The sequence below is a fragment of the Microcoleus vaginatus PCC 9802 genome (assembly GCA_022701275.1).
GTDB lineage: Bacteria > Cyanobacteriota > Cyanobacteriia > Cyanobacteriales > Microcoleaceae > Microcoleus > Microcoleus vaginatus_A.
The window spans coordinates 1,679,672-1,696,612 of the sequence record CP031740.1 but is presented as its reverse complement, the minus strand read 5'-3'; the positions used below and the strand labels follow the sequence as shown (position 1 = coordinate 1,696,612).

Annotated in this window: 13 protein-coding genes; 8 read left to right on the top strand and 5 right to left on the bottom strand. The window is 46.9% G+C overall.

Going from position 1 to position 16,941, the window contains the following annotated elements:
- Positions 1 to 45: 45 nt before the first annotated feature.
- The 4 genes from D0A34_07050 (at position 46) to D0A34_07035 (ending at position 7,373) form a co-directional block, all read left to right on the top strand.
- Positions 46 to 2,397 carry a filamentous hemagglutinin N-terminal domain-containing protein gene (locus tag D0A34_07050; protein UNU18665.1) on the top strand — a complete coding sequence of 784 codons (2,352 nt, stop codon included), beginning with the start codon at positions 46 to 48 and terminating at the stop codon, positions 2,395 to 2,397.
- Between the two features lie 28 nt (positions 2,398 to 2,425).
- Positions 2,426 to 2,797, top strand: coding sequence for a hypothetical protein (locus D0A34_07045; protein ID UNU18664.1), 372 nt, complete (start codon positions 2,426 to 2,428; stop codon positions 2,795 to 2,797).
- A gap of 232 nt (positions 2,798 to 3,029) precedes the next feature.
- The gene (locus D0A34_07040) at positions 3,030 to 4,187 is read left to right on the top strand and encodes a transposase (protein UNU18663.1); all 1,158 of its coding nucleotides are present in this window, start codon (positions 3,030 to 3,032) and stop codon (positions 4,185 to 4,187) included.
- A 279-nt stretch (positions 4,188 to 4,466) separates the two neighbouring features.
- Positions 4,467 to 7,373, top strand: coding sequence for a CHAT domain-containing protein (locus tag D0A34_07035; GenBank protein UNU18662.1), 2,907 nt, complete (start codon positions 4,467 to 4,469; stop codon positions 7,371 to 7,373).
- 278 nt (positions 7,374 to 7,651) lie between these two features.
- Here D0A34_07035 and D0A34_07030 read toward each other — a convergent pair whose 3' ends face one another.
- Positions 7,652 to 8,233 carry a fasciclin domain-containing protein gene (locus D0A34_07030; GenBank protein UNU18661.1) on the bottom strand — a complete coding sequence of 194 codons (582 nt, stop codon included), beginning with the start codon at positions 8,231 to 8,233 and terminating at the stop codon, positions 7,652 to 7,654.
- Between the two features lie 67 nt (positions 8,234 to 8,300).
- Here D0A34_07030 and D0A34_07025 point away from each other — a divergent pair, with 67 nt between their 5' ends.
- Both D0A34_07025 and D0A34_07020 read left to right on the top strand, forming a co-directional pair.
- Positions 8,301 to 10,835, top strand: a complete 2,535-nt coding sequence (locus D0A34_07025) for a CHAT domain-containing protein (GenBank protein UNU18660.1) — start codon at positions 8,301 to 8,303, stop codon at positions 10,833 to 10,835.
- A gap of 57 nt (positions 10,836 to 10,892) precedes the next feature.
- Positions 10,893 to 12,107: a TIGR03985 family CRISPR-associated protein gene (locus D0A34_07020; protein UNU18659.1), complete on the top strand. Its 1,215-nt coding sequence runs from the start codon at positions 10,893 to 10,895 to the stop codon at positions 12,105 to 12,107.
- Between the two features lie 285 nt (positions 12,108 to 12,392).
- Here D0A34_07020 and D0A34_07015 read toward each other — a convergent pair whose 3' ends face one another.
- Positions 12,393 to 13,340: a cation transporter gene (locus D0A34_07015; protein UNU18658.1), complete on the bottom strand. Its 948-nt coding sequence runs from the start codon at positions 13,338 to 13,340 to the stop codon at positions 12,393 to 12,395.
- 241 nt (positions 13,341 to 13,581) lie between these two features.
- On the opposite strand from D0A34_07015, the gene D0A34_07010 reads away from it, so the two are divergent.
- Positions 13,582 to 13,929, top strand: a complete 348-nt coding sequence (locus D0A34_07010; GenBank protein UNU18657.1) for a hypothetical protein — start codon at positions 13,582 to 13,584, stop codon at positions 13,927 to 13,929.
- A 117-nt stretch (positions 13,930 to 14,046) separates the two neighbouring features.
- Here D0A34_07010 and D0A34_07005 read toward each other — a convergent pair whose 3' ends face one another.
- The 3 genes from D0A34_07005 to mtnA are packed head-to-tail and all read right to left on the bottom strand — an operon-like array spanning position 14,047 to position 16,507.
- Complete coding sequence (locus D0A34_07005) at positions 14,047 to 14,916, bottom strand: sulfurtransferase (GenBank protein UNU18656.1); 870 nt, start codon at positions 14,914 to 14,916, stop codon at positions 14,047 to 14,049.
- Between the two features lie 3 nt (positions 14,917 to 14,919).
- Positions 14,920 to 15,441: a hypothetical protein gene (locus D0A34_07000; protein UNU18655.1), complete on the bottom strand. Its 522-nt coding sequence runs from the start codon at positions 15,439 to 15,441 to the stop codon at positions 14,920 to 14,922.
- Positions 15,442 to 15,445: 4 nt separating this feature from the next.
- Entirely contained in the window at positions 15,446 to 16,507 is a 1,062-nt protein-coding gene (gene mtnA, locus D0A34_06995; protein ID UNU18654.1) for an S-methyl-5-thioribose-1-phosphate isomerase, read from the bottom strand.
- 38 nt (positions 16,508 to 16,545) lie between these two features.
- Here mtnA and D0A34_06990 point away from each other — a divergent pair, with 38 nt between their 5' ends.
- On the top strand, positions 16,546 to 16,827 hold the full coding sequence (locus D0A34_06990; protein UNU18653.1) for a hypothetical protein: 282 nt from the start codon (positions 16,546 to 16,548) through the stop codon (positions 16,825 to 16,827).
- Positions 16,828 to 16,941 lie beyond the last annotated feature (114 nt).

Sequence of the window (16,941 nt, the reverse complement as noted above, 5' to 3'; positions counted from 1 at the left end):
GCGTCAAGGACTGGAGGCGATCGCCAAACAACTATTTTAGCCGTCATGAAATCAAGTTTATTTCTGAGTGCATTAATCTTTGCCGAACTAGCAAATCTTTGCTGTTCGACTCCAGCCACAGCGCAGCTCGTTCCCGACACGACTTTAGGGGCAGAAAATTCTCTGGTTGCGCCGAATGTCGAGATTAAAGGAATTCCGGGCGATCGCGCAGAGGGGGGCGCGGTGCGCGGTGCTAATTTATTCCACAGTTTTCGAGAATTTAACGTCCGCGAAGGCAGGGCAGTTTATTTTGCCAATCCGGCGGGTGTGGAAAATATTTTGACTAGGGTAACTGGCGCCAATCCTTCTAATATTTTGGGAACGATCGGCGTTTTGGGAAATGCCAATTTATTTTTGCTCAATCCCAACGGTATTGTCTTCGGGCCGAAGGCGCGTTTGGATGTCGGGGGTGCTTTTTATGCCTCAACTGCGAGCAATTTGGTATTTAGAGGCGGATTGAATTTCAGTGCAGCTAATCCGCAAACTGCGCCGCTGTTAACTGTGAATATTCCTGTAGGTTTGCAGTTTCGGGGAACGGAAAAAGGAATTCTGAATGCAGGCGGCCAACTTGAGGTACAAAATGGCAGAATTTTGGCTTTAGTGGGGGGGCAAAATACCGCACCGGGAACGGCAGGAGTGACGGTTTCAGCGGCAGGAAGTTTGACTGCTGCTGATGGCAGAATTGAATTGGGAGGGTTGGCGGCGGCGGGAATTGTGGAATTGAGCGCTAACGGCTTGATTTTTCCCGATCGGGTGGCCCGCGCTGACGTATCCCTGAACAACCGCGCCAGCCTGAACGTGTCAGCTAGCGGCAGAGGCAGCATTGCGATCGCCGCTCGAAATTTAGACATTGCTTCGCAGAGCTCTCTGAATGCGGGCGTGCTCGCGGGTTTCAATTTGGGGGGCGCTGTGCCCGGAAGCATCAGCATCAACGCTTCGGATGCGGTGGCGATCGCGAACAGCCGCGTCGAAACCGATGTTAAAAGCGGAGGTGTCGGCGATGCCGGGCCGATCGAAGTGAGGGCGGGTTCTCTGTTTGTCAGAGACGGTGCGGTGCTGCTGAGCGGCGTTCGGAAAGCCGACGCTCAAAACCCCGCCGGTCAAGGAAATGGGGGCAATATAGCTGTGGAAGCGCGCGATCGCGTTTCCCTGACTGGGAGCGATACTGCGATCGTCGCCAACATAGGCAACGGCGTTGTCGGCAGGAGCGGTAAAATTAGAATTACTGCTAGCAGCGGCTCAATTTCCCTCGCTGACGGCGCTAAGCTGCGGACGGGTACGTCGGGACAGGGAAATGCCGGTCAAATTACCCTGCGCGCGGGAGATGCAGTTTCCCTGACTGGCGGCAGCCGGATCGAAGCGGAAGTTGACAGCGGTGCTGTGGGGAACGGCGGCGATGTCAGCATTGTGGCGCGATCGCTCTCCCTGACAAACGGCGCGGCGCTGGTAACGCGCGCTAGCAAAGCAGAAGCCGAAAAGCCTGCCTCCCGGGGAAATGCGGGAAATGCGATTGTTAACGTGCGCGAAGGGGTGACGCTCGATCACGGTTTTATTGTCACCGCAGTGGGAGATGAAGTGCTCGGAAAAAGCGGCGAAATTGTCATAAACGCGCGATCGCTGGCGCTCGGCAACGGTTCTCGCCTGGAAACGGCGACTTCTGGGGGAAATCCGGCTAATCGGTCGATCGCGGGCAATACTGACATCAGCGTGCGCGATCGCGTGGTGATTGCCGGCAGCAACAGCGCCAATCCCAGCGAGCGATCGGGCATTTTTGCCACTGTTACCGATCGGGCGCAAGGCGGTTTTGGCGGCAATATCAAGATCGCAGCCCGATCTGTTACTGTCAGAAACGGCGCCCAAATAACCGCAAGCAGCCAGACTTTTCAACCGCTGCAAACAGCGGACAATTTGCGGAACAATGCAGGCAGCATCAACATTAAAGCCGGCAACATCCGTTTAGAAACAGGCAGCATTGAAGCCAACACGCAAGCCGGGAAACGAGCGGAAATACAATTAGATTCATCGGGATTGCAACTGCTGAGAAATAGCGCGATCGCTACTAATGCCGACAATACCAACGGCGGGAATATTACTCTCAGACTCAGTACATTAGTTGGATTAGGAAATAGCGACATTACAGCCAACGCCCGAAATGGAGGAGGGGGAGTAATATCGATTTCTTCTCAAGCAATTTTTGGGTCAAAATCCCAGACAAGACAGCAAGTAGAATCTCGATTGACAGGCGAGCAAATTATCGATACAGAGTTCAGCCAGCGATTTTTGCCGACCAGCGATATCGTAGCAATTTCTCAAACAGACCCCCACCCTCAGCGGCACGGTAACAATCGTAACTCCTGATATTGACCCCGCATCTGGGTTAGTCGAATTGCCGGAAAACGTTGTCGATCCGGCGGCATTGATCGGGCAGAATCCCTGCGAAAGAGGGCGGGAAAGCGAATTCACAATTACCGGGCGCGGCGGCTTGCCTGCGAATCCCGGCGAAGCGTTAAATAGCGACAGCGTGCGAGTTAATTTAGTCGAGCCCGCAGCACCGGCAAATTCGGGAAATACACTGCAAACGCAGCCGCTATCAAATATTGAGGGAGGGAATGGGGAAACTGCGCCGATAATTGTGGCTGCTAATGGGTGGATTCAAAACGAACGGGGGGAAGTAATTTTAGTTGGCTATAACCCTGCAGGTACGGGAACAAATCATCGAGTTCAAACTCGGGCTGCTTGTGGGCCGCATCTGCGTTGATTTACCGGAGTAGAATGTGATTTTTCAACCGCAGATATCAGCGGATTAACACAAATTAACGCTGATAGAGTTCGATCTGTTATCAAGAAATTGGGTTTAAAACCCCGTCCTTCGCTCGACGGCTTTCTCCTAATGTAGGGGATACGACACGTACTTGTAAAGCTTTGTGAACAAGTTTAGCGATGTTAAGCTAGCGTTGCTAGCATAAGAGTATCGTGATTAGGTCGAAGTCATGCTAGTTTTTGAATTCAAAGCATACGGTAAAAAGCAGCAATTAGATGCTATAGATGAAGCAATTAGAACAGTGCAGTTCATCCGCAACAAAGCATTGCGCTTTTGGATGGACAACCAAAAAGTCGATAAATACGACTTAAATAAGTACAGCGCTGTTTTAGCTAAAGAATTTTCGTTTTGCGATGACTTGAACAGCATGGCTCGGCAATCTAGCTCAGAAAGAGCGTGGTCGGCAATCTCCCGATTCTACGATAACTGTAAAAAGAAAATTCCGGGAAAAAAGGGATTTCCGCAGTTCCAGAAAGACAACCGCTCGGTCGAATATAAGACAACCGGATGGCGTCTGGCAACCGACCGGAAATCTCTCACTTTTACCGACAAGAAAGGAATCGGGAAACTCAAACTAAAAGGGACGCGCGACTTACATTTTTATCACCGTAGTCAAATCAAGCGAGTACGCTTAGTAAAGCGAGCAGACGGATATTTCGTCCAGTTTTGCGTTCAAGTTGACCGCTCTCAAAAGATTGAGGTCACAGGCAATGCCATTGGATTAGACGTGGGGCTCAAAGAGTTCTACACAGACTCAAAGGGCGTTGCCGTCGAAAATCCGCGATTTCTGGGCAAGGGAGAGTACAGATTAAAAAAAGCCCAAAGACGAGTTTCAAAACGAGTCAAGGGTTCGCACAACAGAAGAAAAGCTAGAGTGATTCTAGGAAAGCGCCACCTCAAAATAAGTAGACAGCGTAAAGATTTTGCCGTGAAATTGGCAAGATGCGTCATCCAGTCAAACGACTGTGTAGCCTACGAAGATTTGAGGATTAAAAATATGGTGAAGAATCACTGTTTAGCCAAATCGATTAACGACGCATCTTGGTATATGTTCCGAACATGGATGGAATATTTCGGCAAAGTATTCGGAAGGATTACGATTGCCGTGCCAGCCAATGGAACAAGTCAAGAATGTTCTAGCTGCAGGACTGTTGTTAAGAAAAGTCTATCAACGCGAACCCACGCTTGTCAGTGCGGATGCACCCTTGATAGAGATTGGAACGCCGCTAGAAATATCCTCAAGGAGGGGATTAAGTACGGTGGGGCACACCGGAACTTGGATCTTAGATCCGAACGCTTGTGGAGAATTGACCGCTACCGATGTTGAAGCAATTCTGCATCGGCAAGTCGATTCTGCGAAACAAGAATCCCCTCGGCTTTAGCCAGGGGAGTGTCAAGATGGAGCAACTAATAATCTCCGGGCTTTTGTGTTGACCGAAGGTGGCATCGCCTGCGCTGGTATGATGCTAATGGTAATTGGATTGCCGCGACTGCCGAAGGAGCCGGCGCAGCAAGCCGAACAGCGCTGCTGTTCGGGCAGAAGGTTTAGCCGAAAGGTTGAGGGCGATGGGGCTCGATCGAGATGAACTTTAGCTGAGAACCGTAAATGGCACGCAAACAGATGGGAAAAATTCAAAAAATACTCGATATTTTGGCGGGTATCTCTCTATTTGCAGCCATCAAAAGACTGTACGGCAGGCACTGGTCGATCGCGCTTGCTGTATTATTTATCATCTCCACAGCAGTGCCGCCAATCCTCTCGGCAACAGCTCAAATCCCAATTATTCAAGCTCAACAAGATACCCCGCAGTTAGTACAGCAAGCTAAAATTTTATACCGACAGAGACAGTTCGAGGGCGCTGCGAATATCTGGCAGCAAGCCGCCGCTGCATTTGCCGCCAAAAGCGACAGTTTAAATCAAGCAATGGCACTCAGCAATCTGTCGCTCACCTACCAGCAACTCGGAGAGTGGCAGCAGGCAAGAACTGCGATCGGCCAAAGCATCAATCTCCTGCAAAAATTAGCCAATAGCTCGGAAAAACAGCGAATTTTTGCCCAAAGCCTCGACATTCAAGGGCGGCTGCAAAGAGCCAGCGGCGACTCAGAAACTGCGATCGAAACTTGGCAAAAAGCCGCCGAAATTTATACTCAAATCGGGAACAAAGACGCTGCAATTCAAAATCGGATAAATCAATCCCAAGCCCTGCAAGATTTGGGTCTTTACCCCAGAGCTTGCAAAACTTTACTAAATGCTTTCGCTCTGGATATCCAAGACTGTAAAAGTTTAACCGAATTACCGCCAGAAACCGCAAGCAAAAAGTTAGAAATTCTCGCAAACCGACCCGATTCGCTGCTGAAATTTGATGCAATGTACGGCCTCGGCGAAATTCTGCGAGTTATCGGCAAGTTGCAGCTATCTCAAAATATTTTAGAATCGAGTTTAACGGTTGCGCGGAATTTGCGATCGCCCTTAGAGGAAAGTACAGCAATGCTCGGTTTGGGGAATACAGCCAGAGCATTTGTCGAAAGGCAAATATTGCTGCCTCCCCAAGACCAAGATACCACAATACTTATCTTAAAAACTCAAGAGGCTTTAAACTTTTACCGCGAAGCCGCACAGCTATCTCCATCTCCAACAGCCCAACTTCAAGCCCAACTAAATCAGCTCAGTTTGCTGTTAGAAAGCCAGCCGTGGATAGGAGACGGCGAATTAACAAAAGCTGGGGATTTGTGGCCCTCCATTCAAGCAGAAATCAATAACTTGCCCGCCAGCAGAGGTGGAATTTACGCTCAAATTAACTTAGCTCAAAATTATCTCAAACTGAGCAAAAGAGGGGCAACCGCAGCAAGATTGCCTTTACAATTGCCAACAGCTAGCGAGATTAATAAAATCTTGACAAAAGCAGCAGAACAAGCTAGAACATTGGGGGATAAAAAAGCAGAAGCTTATGCAGTTGGCAGTTTGGGTACTCAGTACGAAAGCTCGAAACTGTGGAAACTGGCAGAAAAGTTGACAAATCAAGCTTTAAGCTTAGTTTCATCCTCCAAAGCAGCCGACGTTACCTATCAATATTTCTGGCAGTTGGGACGCATCGGCAAAGCGCAAGCAGATATTGAGAAAAGCTTGGGAAATACCGACAAAGCCGAAAAGTATATTGAAGCAGCAGTTGCAGCTTATACCAATGCGTTTGAAAATTTGCGATCGCTGCGCAGCGACTTGGTAGCGCTCAATCCCGAAGTGCAATTTTCCTTCCGCGACAGCGTAGAACCAGTTTACCGCCAATTAGTAGCGCTGAACTTGCAAGTCGCCAAATCTCTCATTGGTAAAGGCAAAATTGATGACAGCCAAAAATCTCTCAAACAAGCTCGAGATGTCATAGAATCCCTGCAAATAGCGGAACTCAACAACTTCTTTCAAGATGCCTGCATTGATGTCAAAACCCAACAAATTGATGAAGTCGATCGCACCGCAGCAATTATCTATCCAATTATCCTCGAACAGCAGCTAGAAGTAATAGTTCGCTTGCCCGGTGGCAAATTGCTTTTGTACACTCCCACTAACCCGGATAATAACAGTCAGGCTGTCACTCAACAAGAACTAGAAAATACTTTAATAGAATTGCGAGCTGGCGAAAAAAACGCTTCTCTTCAATCCACAGCCAGCCGCAATAACTTTTTGCCTTTAACTCAAAAAGTCTATAATTGGTTGATCCGCCCGATCGAAACAGGACTGCAAGAAAGCCAAGCCAAAATATTAGTTTTTGTCCTCGACGGCGAATTGCGAAATATCCCGATGGCAGTGCTCCACGACGGCAGTCAATATTTAGTAGAAAAATATGCGATCGCTCTCACGCCCGGTTTGCAACTGCTAAACCCGCAACCTCTCTCGCAAGCGCAGTTAAGAGCCTTAATTGCCGGCGCCGCTAATGCCCCCAGCTTTCAAGCAAACAATCTCAATCCGCTGCCCGGTGTCGAAAGAGAATTGAACGATATTGCCGAAACACTGCCGAATAATGACAAGCGCGAAAATGAGAATTTTACCAAAGCTAACCTGCAAGCTACTATCAATCGAGTGCCTTTTCCTGTAGTTCACATCGCCACCCACGGACAGTTTAGTTCCAACGCTGAAAGAACATTTATTCTCGACTGGAACGGACAGATAAATGTTAAAGATTTAGATGGATTGCTGCGGGTAACAGATCGAAAAAGACCGATCGAACTGCTTGTTTTAAGCGCTTGCGAAACCGTAGCCGGAGACAGCAGGGCCGCTTTGGGATTGGCCGGAGTTGCGGTGCGCGCGGGCGCTCGCAGCACCCTAGCGACGCTGTGGCAAGTTAGCGATGAAAGCACGGCTGTGTTTATGAGCGAATTCTACAGCGAATTAGCTAAATCTCAAGGGCAGGTTAACAAAGCTGAAGCGCTGCGCAGAGCTCAAGTCAAGCTTTTAAAAGATAGCAAATACCAGCATCCATATTTCTGGGCGCCTTATGTTTTAGTGGGAAATTGGAAATAGCAGCAAACAGTTGATAGTTGACAGTTGATAGTTGATTATTGGCAATTGTTAACGCAGTTTTTTCTATCGTTCTGAGGGTTGGTCGATCGTTCCGATAGTCCGACAGGGTTTTTCAACCCCGGTCTCACAGCTAAAGTCCTCTAAAAGAAAACTAAAATTTATCGGAAGTGCGATCGTAATTAACAGTCGGTTTCAACCGACTTAAGCTATGAGGCAGGGGTTTAAACCCCTGCCGGACTGTCGGACTACCGAAATGCCGGATCGCGCCAAAGTCCGTTTCATAAATCCGGGGGTAAAAGTAAATTATCTACCCGCACAATTACCCCGTTTTTAGCCTCAATAGACGGTTGAACTCCTTTAACATTATCATTCATAATCACTCCATCAGGTGCCACGCGAATTTTCACTGTGCCGCCTTCAACTGTTTTAATTTCCCCTTTATTCACATCTTCAGGAGTGACACGGCCAGCAATTAAATGATATTTCAAAACTCTCGCTAATTTCTCCTTGTTTTGCGGCTGGAGTAGCTGATTGTAAACAGCGGCATTTTTACGAAAAGCTTGATTGGTAGGAGCGAAAATTGTTAAAGGACGACCTTCTTGTCTGAGCAGATCCGTCAAACCAGCAGCAGCCAACACAGAAGCAAGAGTTTGGAATTCGCTTTCTCTCTTGAGAGTATCTGCAATGTTGCCGCCCGATCGCTGGGGGGAGTCAAGTACGGAAGAGGGCTGAAAAGTGCTCTGGGATTCGCGGTTAGATTGCGCTAAGACGGGTAAAATCAAGAGACTGCTGAGGCCAAAAATTCCCGCTAGCACCGCCACCCGATCGCGCCATCCTTGAGAATTGTAAAATTTGCTCATAATTTATAAGTGAATTTACAGAAATAACCTACACTCATTATTATAATCCTAAGAATAGAAGCTGCTTGTGGCGATCGACTGCCAAACATTTTATACCCGATGCCTGTTTTTAGCGACTGCAACGCTGCTGCTGTGGGCGTCTCCATCTGGGCAGATATTTTTCTGTCCTCAAATCTCTCTGGCACAAACCCCAACAGTTCGCGAAACCAACAAATCGAAAGCAGAACAGCTTTATCAAGCAGCTACCGAGCAATTAAATAAAGGTCAACTCCGCGCAGCTTTGAAAACATTCGAGCAGGTTTTGGCAACTCTTAGGGAAATGAGCGCTCCGCAAGCAGAAGCAGCAACGCTCAACCAAATTGGTTTGGTTTACAACAATCTAGGCGAGTCGCAAAAAGCGCTCAATTACTATCAGCAAGCCCTGACAATTTTTCAACAGCACAAAGCTCGGAAAGAGCAAGGCACAACCCTGACAAACATAGCAGCAGTTTACCGCAATCTCGGTCAGTATCAAAAAGCTTTGGAATTTTACCAGCAAGCTTTGGCACTCCGCCGCGCAGTCCAAGATGCGCTGGGTGAAGCGATAACTCTCAATAACATGGCGGCCGTTTACGACAATCTCGGTCAGTATAAAAAATCTCTGGAATTTTACCAGCAAGCTTTGGCAATTTTTGATAAAGTAAAGGACGGTAGAGGTAAAGGAACTACTCTCAATAATATTGGCTTGAATTACAGCAATCAAGGTGCATATACCGAAGCTTTATCTTACTACAAACAAGCGCTGGAGATTTTGGAAGCAGCGGGCGATCGCATGGGAGTAGGTCGAATTTTAACTAATATCGGTTTTGCTTACAGCAATCTCGCTGAATATCAAAAAGCTTTGGCATCTTTAGAACAAGCTTTGGCAATTCGGCGGGAAATCGGCGATCGCCCCGGAGAAGCTGTCACCCTCGATCGCATGGGAACTGTTCACCGCCAGCAAAAGTCCGATCTAACAGCGCTGCAATTCTACCAACAAGCTTTAACCATTTTTCGGGAAGTAAATAACAGCCCAGGTGCCGGCTATACTCTCAGCAATATCGGCGCAACTTTGTTAAAAAGCGACCGCTTTGAGGAGGCAACCAAGAAATTAATGACCGCAGTGGAAGTTTGGGAATCCCTGCGGCCGGGATTGACTGACGAAAATAAAGTATCGCTGTTTGAAAAACAAGCTGAAACTTACGGTTTTTTGCAGCAGGCTTTGATTGCTCAAAACCAAATAGAAGTCGCTTTAGAAATTGCGGAAAGAGCCAGGGCGCGAGCATTTGCCGAGCTGTTGGCTTCTCGCCTGGAAACTGAGAATTCCAAACAATTAGCTGTGCCAAAACCGCCAAATTTAGCGCAAATCAGACGGATAGCTGCGGAGCAAAAAGCGACATTAATTGAATATTCAATTGTTGATGAAAAACTTTATGTCTGGGCGATAGCCCCAAGCGGCGATATTGCTTTCCGCCAAATTGATACCAGCAATTTAGATATTTCCCTGGCTGATGTGGCGAGGAATACGCTAGTAGCTGCTGCTACGGGCAGAACTCGCGGTTCTGCACCGGATGCCCGCGCCGCAGAAAGTGCAAATAATTCGGCAGCGGTTTCAACTCGAAGACTCAACCGCCGCCTGCATCAAACTTACAAATTATTGATAGAACCGCTCGCCAATATTTTGCAAAAAAATGAGGGCGACCGGGTAATTTTCATCCCCCAAGGCGTGCTGTTTTTAATTCCATTTGCAGCTTTACAAGATGCAGCGGGAAATTATATAATAGAAAAACATACTCTCTCAATTGCACCTTCAATTCAAGTATTGGATTTAACTCGCCAGCACCGGCAGCGGCTGCGATCGCACCCGAGTTCGCAGTTATTGGTAGTCGGAAATCCGACAATGCCCAGCATTCGATCGATCCCGGATGAGGCGCCGACACCTTTGAGTCCTTTGCCCGGGGCCGAACAGGAAGCGATCGCAATTGCGAGAATACTCCAAACGCAAGCTATTGTCGGCAAGGATGCTACAGAAAGGGCGATCGTGCAGAAGATGCCGCAAGCGAGAATCATTCATCTAGCGACTCACGGATTGCTCAACGAATTGCAAGATATGGATTTGGGAGTACCGGGGGCGATCGCGCTTGCACCCGATCGCACCCCCCCAGCCGGGGCAACCACAGGGGGATTGCCCCTACATCAAGGGGGGGCTATGACTTCAACTACCGCCGATTCAGGGGGGGGTGCAGGTGACGGTTTGCTGACTTCTGGGGAGATTCTCAACCTGAAGCTGAACGCGGAGTTGGTGGTACTGAGCGCTTGCAATACCGGTAGGGGAACGATTTCGGGAGATGGAGTGCGGGGATTGTCGCGATCGTTTATTGCTGCGGGAGTTTCCAGTATTGTAGTATCGCTGTGGTTTGTGCCCGACGCACCGACAGCGGATTTGATGACAGAATTTTACCGTCAATTGCAGCAGAATTCCGATAAAGCGGCAGCGCTGCGGCAGGCAATGTTAGTGACGATGCGACGGCACCCTCAACCGAGCGATTGGGCGGCTTTTACCTTGATTGGGGAAGCGGATTAATTGCGATCGCCCCTTTCAGCATCCAGCAACAATTCGCACTGTTGAAACACGTAATCGATTGAAAAGCAGGAAGACATTCTTAACTATTCAGACCCGAATTGTGCTTGCAAAAAAACAACGCAACAGTGGTTGACAAAAGGGAATGTATCTGTAAACCAGTGGCGGCATTCTTTGCAAAAACAAATAGCTATTGCCGATGCTGATTTAGACAAGATCTTGGCAGAAAAGTTATTCGCTCAGGTGCGAAAATCGCTGCAAAATGAATTCGATTTATTGGTAACTCGGCTTTTGCTGCAACGGTTAACCAGGGTGACGGGTAGAAGTAAAAACTACCGCCGAGTTGACACAATACCGCCAATTCCCAGTCAAACAGGAAACCCCAATACAGACAGCAATTTGACTCCCCAAACACAGGCTTATCTCGCAGCTACTTTGGGGATGTTTAGTTTTCTCGACCCAAGTTTGCCTTTATTAGCCGACCAATTTTCAGAAGAGGTAGTTGATGAAGATAATCACCGCGTCTTTTTGTACGTTGATTATCTCGTACCCGAATCTAGTCCCATGCAAGATGCTGTCGATCAATTTCAGAGCGAATTGCAGGAAATGTGGGATTCTCAAAATATCGCTCCTTTGCTATTAACTTATCGCAGCGCTCATCAAAATCAGATTAAAGAGTGCGTTGTTTATCCTGTTTGTATTTACTTTATGGATCGAGCTAAATATTTGTGTGCCTACGGCAGCACCCCCAGAGGTGAAATTAATTGGTACAAATATCGGCTCGATCGCATTATTTCACAACGTCTAGAATCCTTAGACTGGCAAGATTCTCGTGTTCCGCAATTACTCAAGGAAAAATATCAGGAAAATAACCTGCCAACTCCTAAAACAGTTAACGATATGTTAAAAGAAGCTTGGGGCTGCGATTTTTATAAAGAAACTGCGCTGATGGTATTGCGGTTCGATCGCACTTTTCATCAAAGTTATATGCAGGGAATCAGCATTCACTCTACCTGTACCGCCATAGATCCCGATCGCGCCGCCACATTAATCAAACAATATACTCCCCACCCAGAACACCGATCGGCTCTTTTACAAATCCTCCAGTCTCGCCCAACCGACGATGCTTACTACCAAGTCACTTACCGAGAGACAGACTACTACCCGCTGAGGTGGTTGCGAGCTTTGGGTTCAGAAGTCGAAATTTTGCTACCTTGGGACTTACGACAGAAAAGGGCGGCAGAAATCCAAAAAACTAAGAACTTGTACCAATAGTCTTTTGCTCGATAATTATCAAAGTTATTGTGGAAAACTTGCCGATTTCTGTGGAAAACCCCCCTTTTCCTGTGGAAAACTGCCACTAAATTAAGTGCGATCGCTCTAATTCCCTTGATAGCATTTAAAAAATTAGAGAAATTGCGATCGCGAAAACCGCCTTCCTCCTTCATCCCTCAACCTGCTGTTTGCTGGAAATACAGCCTAAATATTTCCTCCTTCACATCCATCCTCTTCCAGCTTCAGTCTATCCGTTACATCCTTTAAATCCGTTACACTCATCCGTTACCCAACTTCACGCTTAACTTTTTCCTTCTCTTGAGAATCGTAGCTAATTTGGTCGGAATGGTAAGTCGGCGGCTCAACGTGAATTAAGATGCGTACAGGGCTGAAACGTTCTTCCAAACGGGCTTCTACTTCTTCTGTAATCCCGTGAGCTGTTTCTACATCGACAGCATCGACAATCATGTGCATATCAATAAATACTTGACGCCCTACAACGCCACGGGAGGCGATCGAGTGACAGTTGACAACCCCCGGTACATCGATCGCGATCGCGTGAATAACTTCCGGTGCGATCGCCATTTCATCCACCAACCAAGGCAGATTTTCTGTTAAAACCTTCCAACCGCTGCTAAATACCAAAACAGCCACAGGAAAAGACAAAAACACATCCAGGGATTGTAATTGAGGTATATTCCAAACCTGCCCTTGCCAAACACCAATCAACCCGCCGATGACCATAATTGTCACCCAAACATCGCTCATCGTGTGCTGAGCGTCAGCCACTAAAATCGCGCTACCAAGGCGTTTCCCAACTCTGCGCTCGTAAAAGGTGACAAAAATATTAATCCCCAGTACAATCAGCAAAATCCACAGTTCATTTGGGGATATTTTGACAATTTTACCCCCGTTAATCAGCCTTTCGACAGCACCGCTGAGAATTTCAAAACAGGCAATTCCCAGAAACGCAGCAATTCCCAGGGCTCCGAGAGCGTCAAATTTCTGGTGTCCGTAGGGATGATCGCGATCGGGCTGCGGATTGGCATAATGATTAGTTACCAATCCTAAAATATTATTAGCGCTGTCTGTGACGCTGTGCAAAGCATCTGCCAGCAAACTGAGGGAACCTGTCAGCCATCCCACCGCTGCTTTAATTGCCATCACCAGCAAATTTAGCAATAAAGTAATTATTAAAACCTTGCGGACTTCGGAACGGTTATCGGCAACCATAAAATCTCCTCGATCGGCCGTCAAGTTTTCTGGTTTCTAGTTTAAAGCTTATCAAGTCATAACAGGTTAAAACTATTGCGTAATCTAGCTTGCAACTATATTTATCTTCATTAATTTAGCCGCTCTTCTTGAGATTAATTTTAATTAATAGCATTCTCGCAGTCCAATTGAGCTGGAATGTACTTCTTTTGGGTTACTATATCTTTTGTCATTAACAATTGTATGTTAAATTTCATTGCCCATGCCTATTTCTCCGCTGACACTGAATTTAGTCGAAGGTTCTGTCTCCTTTAGCTTTTCCCCGCAAGCCGCGCGGGATTTGCAAAGCGAGATCGCAGCTTTGATGGAAAGCTTGAAAGCTGTAGCAGCCAAAACCGCTGGCGCTAAAGCTTCTCCCCAAAAACCTATGGAATATCGGTATGCAGGAGATGTATTTTTAGAAGTTTTCTGCAACCCGAATATCTGGCCAACTCCTTTTGCTGCGAAAGTGCTGATTACGGTTAGGGACGATCGCGTGCGCGTGACCACCGAAGCCGAACTCAGCCGCCTGCGCGACGATCTCGCTCAGTATATCGAACAAGTCGGTTGATAATCTCAACCTCGATCGTTTGTAGTTAATAGGTTGAATCTGAATTCAGATACCATTCTCAAGAACAGGCTTTCCGGCCTGTTCCACAAACATTAAATTTTCTTGTGGGGTGGGCTTCTAGCCCGCCCCTGAAAGGATTACTGACAAAGGATAACTATCTGCAGGCGACGCCGACCATTCCCACATTGAACCTGCATAATTCTTAGCATTAAATCCCGCATTTGTCAACACTGAAGTCAACCATGCAGAGCGAATTCCCCCGGAGCAATAACTCACAAGTTGAGTGGATTGCGAAACTCCTTTCTGCTGCAAAATAGCCACAATTTCCCCGCGAGCCAGCAGTTGTCCCTGTGTGTCCATTAACTGTTTGTAGTAGAGGTGAATCGCACCGGGAATGTGGCCGCCTCGCTTTTCTCCGTAAGGCGTTTTACCTGCATATTCTGGCGGTGTTCTAGCATCAATAACTGCTAAATTAGCATTGCCTAAAATCGCTTTCAATTCATCCTGCTCAATTTCCCAATTCGAGCGGCGAGATACGATAAAATCTCCGGTTTTCGGTGGATTGTTTGCAGATTTTACTCGATCAATTCCAGCTTTGATTAAAGCGCAATATCCTCCATCTACAAAAACGGCTTTTTCGTGTCCCAAAGTCCGCAACATCCAAACAATTCGCCCGTCTTCGCCCCACCCTTTCACCGAATCGGCAACGACTATGACAGGTTTGTCTTGACAGATGCCAATTGCTTGCAGTTTTTGAGTTAAAAGTGTGTTATTTTCGATAATTTTTCCCTTGTGGGGAAAGTGCGATTGAGAGAATTCCTGCCAAGTTACGGGAATAGCTGGCGGGAGACGGCCAAACCACTTTAAAATAGGTTGGCGAGCATCAAGCAAAGTAGCTCCTTGTTCCAGCAATTGCTTAGCTAAATCGGCGCTTACTATCCAATTATCTGCCAAATTATACCCTAAATTACAAAGTAAATTAGACATAATTTATTGAGCAATTTTTGCTGTACCAGCAGCGCATTCTAAAACCCCTTTGGTATTAGTTGGATTAGCTGGTTTAGTCTTGCCAGGAGCAGCATTTAGACACAAGATTGTTTGGGTCTTATTTCCCACCAAAAAGACTCCCCCCACAAAACTTTTGAGATTAGCTTGCTTCGATACTCCGTAGTTAAATACAGCACCTTTTTTCACCATGCCGATCGAGTAGCTGTAACTGGCTGAGTTAGGTTTAACTTGGAGACCGAGATAAACCAATAGATTGGAAACAGAACTTGTAAAGCCTGCTTTTTCAGCATAGTAAAGTTGCTGAGCTTTATTCATCGAACCCACAAATTTTTTCGCTTGTGATTCCTTAGCTTTAAGCGTTTGTGACACTTGAGCTTCCGAGACAGGACTGAAAACAACTGGCAGAGTTAGAGCTGCGATCGCAACTTTGAGCTGCCAGTTGCGGCTGCTAGGAATCCTGCTTAATGTCACAGGCAACAGGTGGAATGAGCGGTTGAGCAACATACAATCAAACTAATTGTTTTGCTTGAAACTGTTTCAACGCCCAAGGAGCAACCGTGCCGTGTTCTGTAATAATTCCTGAGATTAATTCCGCCGGAGTTACGTCAAAAGCGGGATTGTAAAATTCGACTCCCACAGGACAAATCCGCGTAGTTCCAACTTGATACATTTCAACTGGATCGCGTTCTTCAATGGGGATTTTGCTGCCGTCGGAAAGTTCAAAATCAATTGTTGACAGAGGAGCGGCGACAAAAAACGGGACGTTGTGAGCTTTGGCAACAATTGCTAAACTGTAAGTGCCAATTTTATTGGCGGCGTCGCCGTTAGCAGCGATTCTGTCGGCACCGACAACTACTGCGTGAATCATGCCGAGTTTCATGCAGTGAGCGGCCATATTGTCGGCTATTAATGTGACGGGAATTCCTTCTTGCACGCATTCCCAAGTGGTCAGTTTTGCACCTTGGAGACGCGGCCTAGTTTCGTCTGCAAAAACTCTTCCGAGTCTTCCTTCTCGCCAAGCAGAACGAAATACACCTAAAGCAGTACCGTAGCCTGCTGTTGCCAACGCACCTGCATTGCAGTGAGTTAGTAAGTTTAGTTTTTCGGGTGTGGCTGGCAGAACTTCTAAACCTTTGTCCCCGATATCTTTACAAGTTTGCAAGTCTTCTGCTTGAATGGTTTTAGCCATTTCTAACAAAGTTTTTTGCACTTGTTCGACAGAACCGCTAGTTCTCTCGGCAGTTTTGAGCATTCGCGATATTGCCCAAAACAAATTAACCGCCGTGGGACGAGTGGAACGCAATAACTCGCCAACTTGTTCTAATTTAGCGAGAAATTCAGTACGATCGCCGGTTTCGATTTCTCGCGCCCCCAAATACATCCCGTAGGCTGCTGCTACCCCGATCGCCGGAGCACCTCGGACTATCATAGTTTTAATCGCCTCAGCCATATCTTCGCAGCGGCTAATTTCGACTACACCGTATTCTTTCGGGAGTCGGTTTTGGTCAATTAGCAGAACTCTGTCTTCTTTCCAAGTGACGGGGGAAACAGGGGAGTTTTGAGGGGTCATCGATTTCAATGATGTGAGGGACAAGTTTCTATGATGCCATGAAGGCGACTATTCCTCTATGTTATGAGGGACACGCTGAATTTGCCAAAATCCCATTCCTGCGGTTTGAGATTCGAGACTGGAGATTTGAGATTGAAGAATTGCTGGATACCTACCACTCTCTGGGTTTGGAACTTATACAGAGTTGGATTCTTTTTCACAAAAGTGTACTTAGTAAAAAACCGAACATTAAGTTGTGTAAATTATACTTACGTTTTTTGAAAAATTTACGTAATCGGGAACAAGCTAGCTGTACCTGGGGTCTGCTTTTTTTAAGTTGAGAATGAAAAAGTGCGATCGAGTAAGTTTCCAGCTCCAACAGATTTACAAGAATCACAAAAATAGATAATTGTAAAGCTTTGTCTGTACAACTCTTTTACTAAGTTGAAGGCGGG

Bases quoted from the DNA above. Each gene is read 5' to 3' on its own strand.
- D0A34_07050 (UNU18665.1), top strand. From the start codon at position 46: ATGAAATCAAGTTTATTTCTGAGTGCATTAATCTTTGCCGAACTAGCA.
- D0A34_07040 (UNU18663.1), top strand. From the start codon at position 3,030: ATGCTAGTTTTTGAATTCAAAGCATACGGTAAAAAGCAGCAATTAGAT.
- D0A34_07035 (UNU18662.1), top strand. From the start codon at position 4,467: ATGGCACGCAAACAGATGGGAAAAATTCAAAAAATACTCGATATTTTG.
- D0A34_07030 (UNU18661.1), bottom strand. From the start codon at position 8,233: ATGAGCAAATTTTACAATTCTCAAGGATGGCGCGATCGGGTGGCGGTG.
- D0A34_07015 (UNU18658.1), bottom strand. From the start codon at position 13,340: ATGGTTGCCGATAACCGTTCCGAAGTCCGCAAGGTTTTAATAATTACT.
- D0A34_07010 (UNU18657.1), top strand. From the start codon at position 13,582: ATGCCTATTTCTCCGCTGACACTGAATTTAGTCGAAGGTTCTGTCTCC.
- D0A34_07005 (UNU18656.1), bottom strand. From the start codon at position 14,916: ATGTCTAATTTACTTTGTAATTTAGGGTATAATTTGGCAGATAATTGG.
- D0A34_07000 (UNU18655.1), bottom strand. From the start codon at position 15,441: ATGTTGCTCAACCGCTCATTCCACCTGTTGCCTGTGACATTAAGCAGG.
- mtnA (UNU18654.1), bottom strand. From the start codon at position 16,507: ATGACCCCTCAAAACTCCCCTGTTTCCCCCGTCACTTGGAAAGAAGAC.
- D0A34_06990 (UNU18653.1), top strand. From the start codon at position 16,546: ATGAAGGCGACTATTCCTCTATGTTATGAGGGACACGCTGAATTTGCC.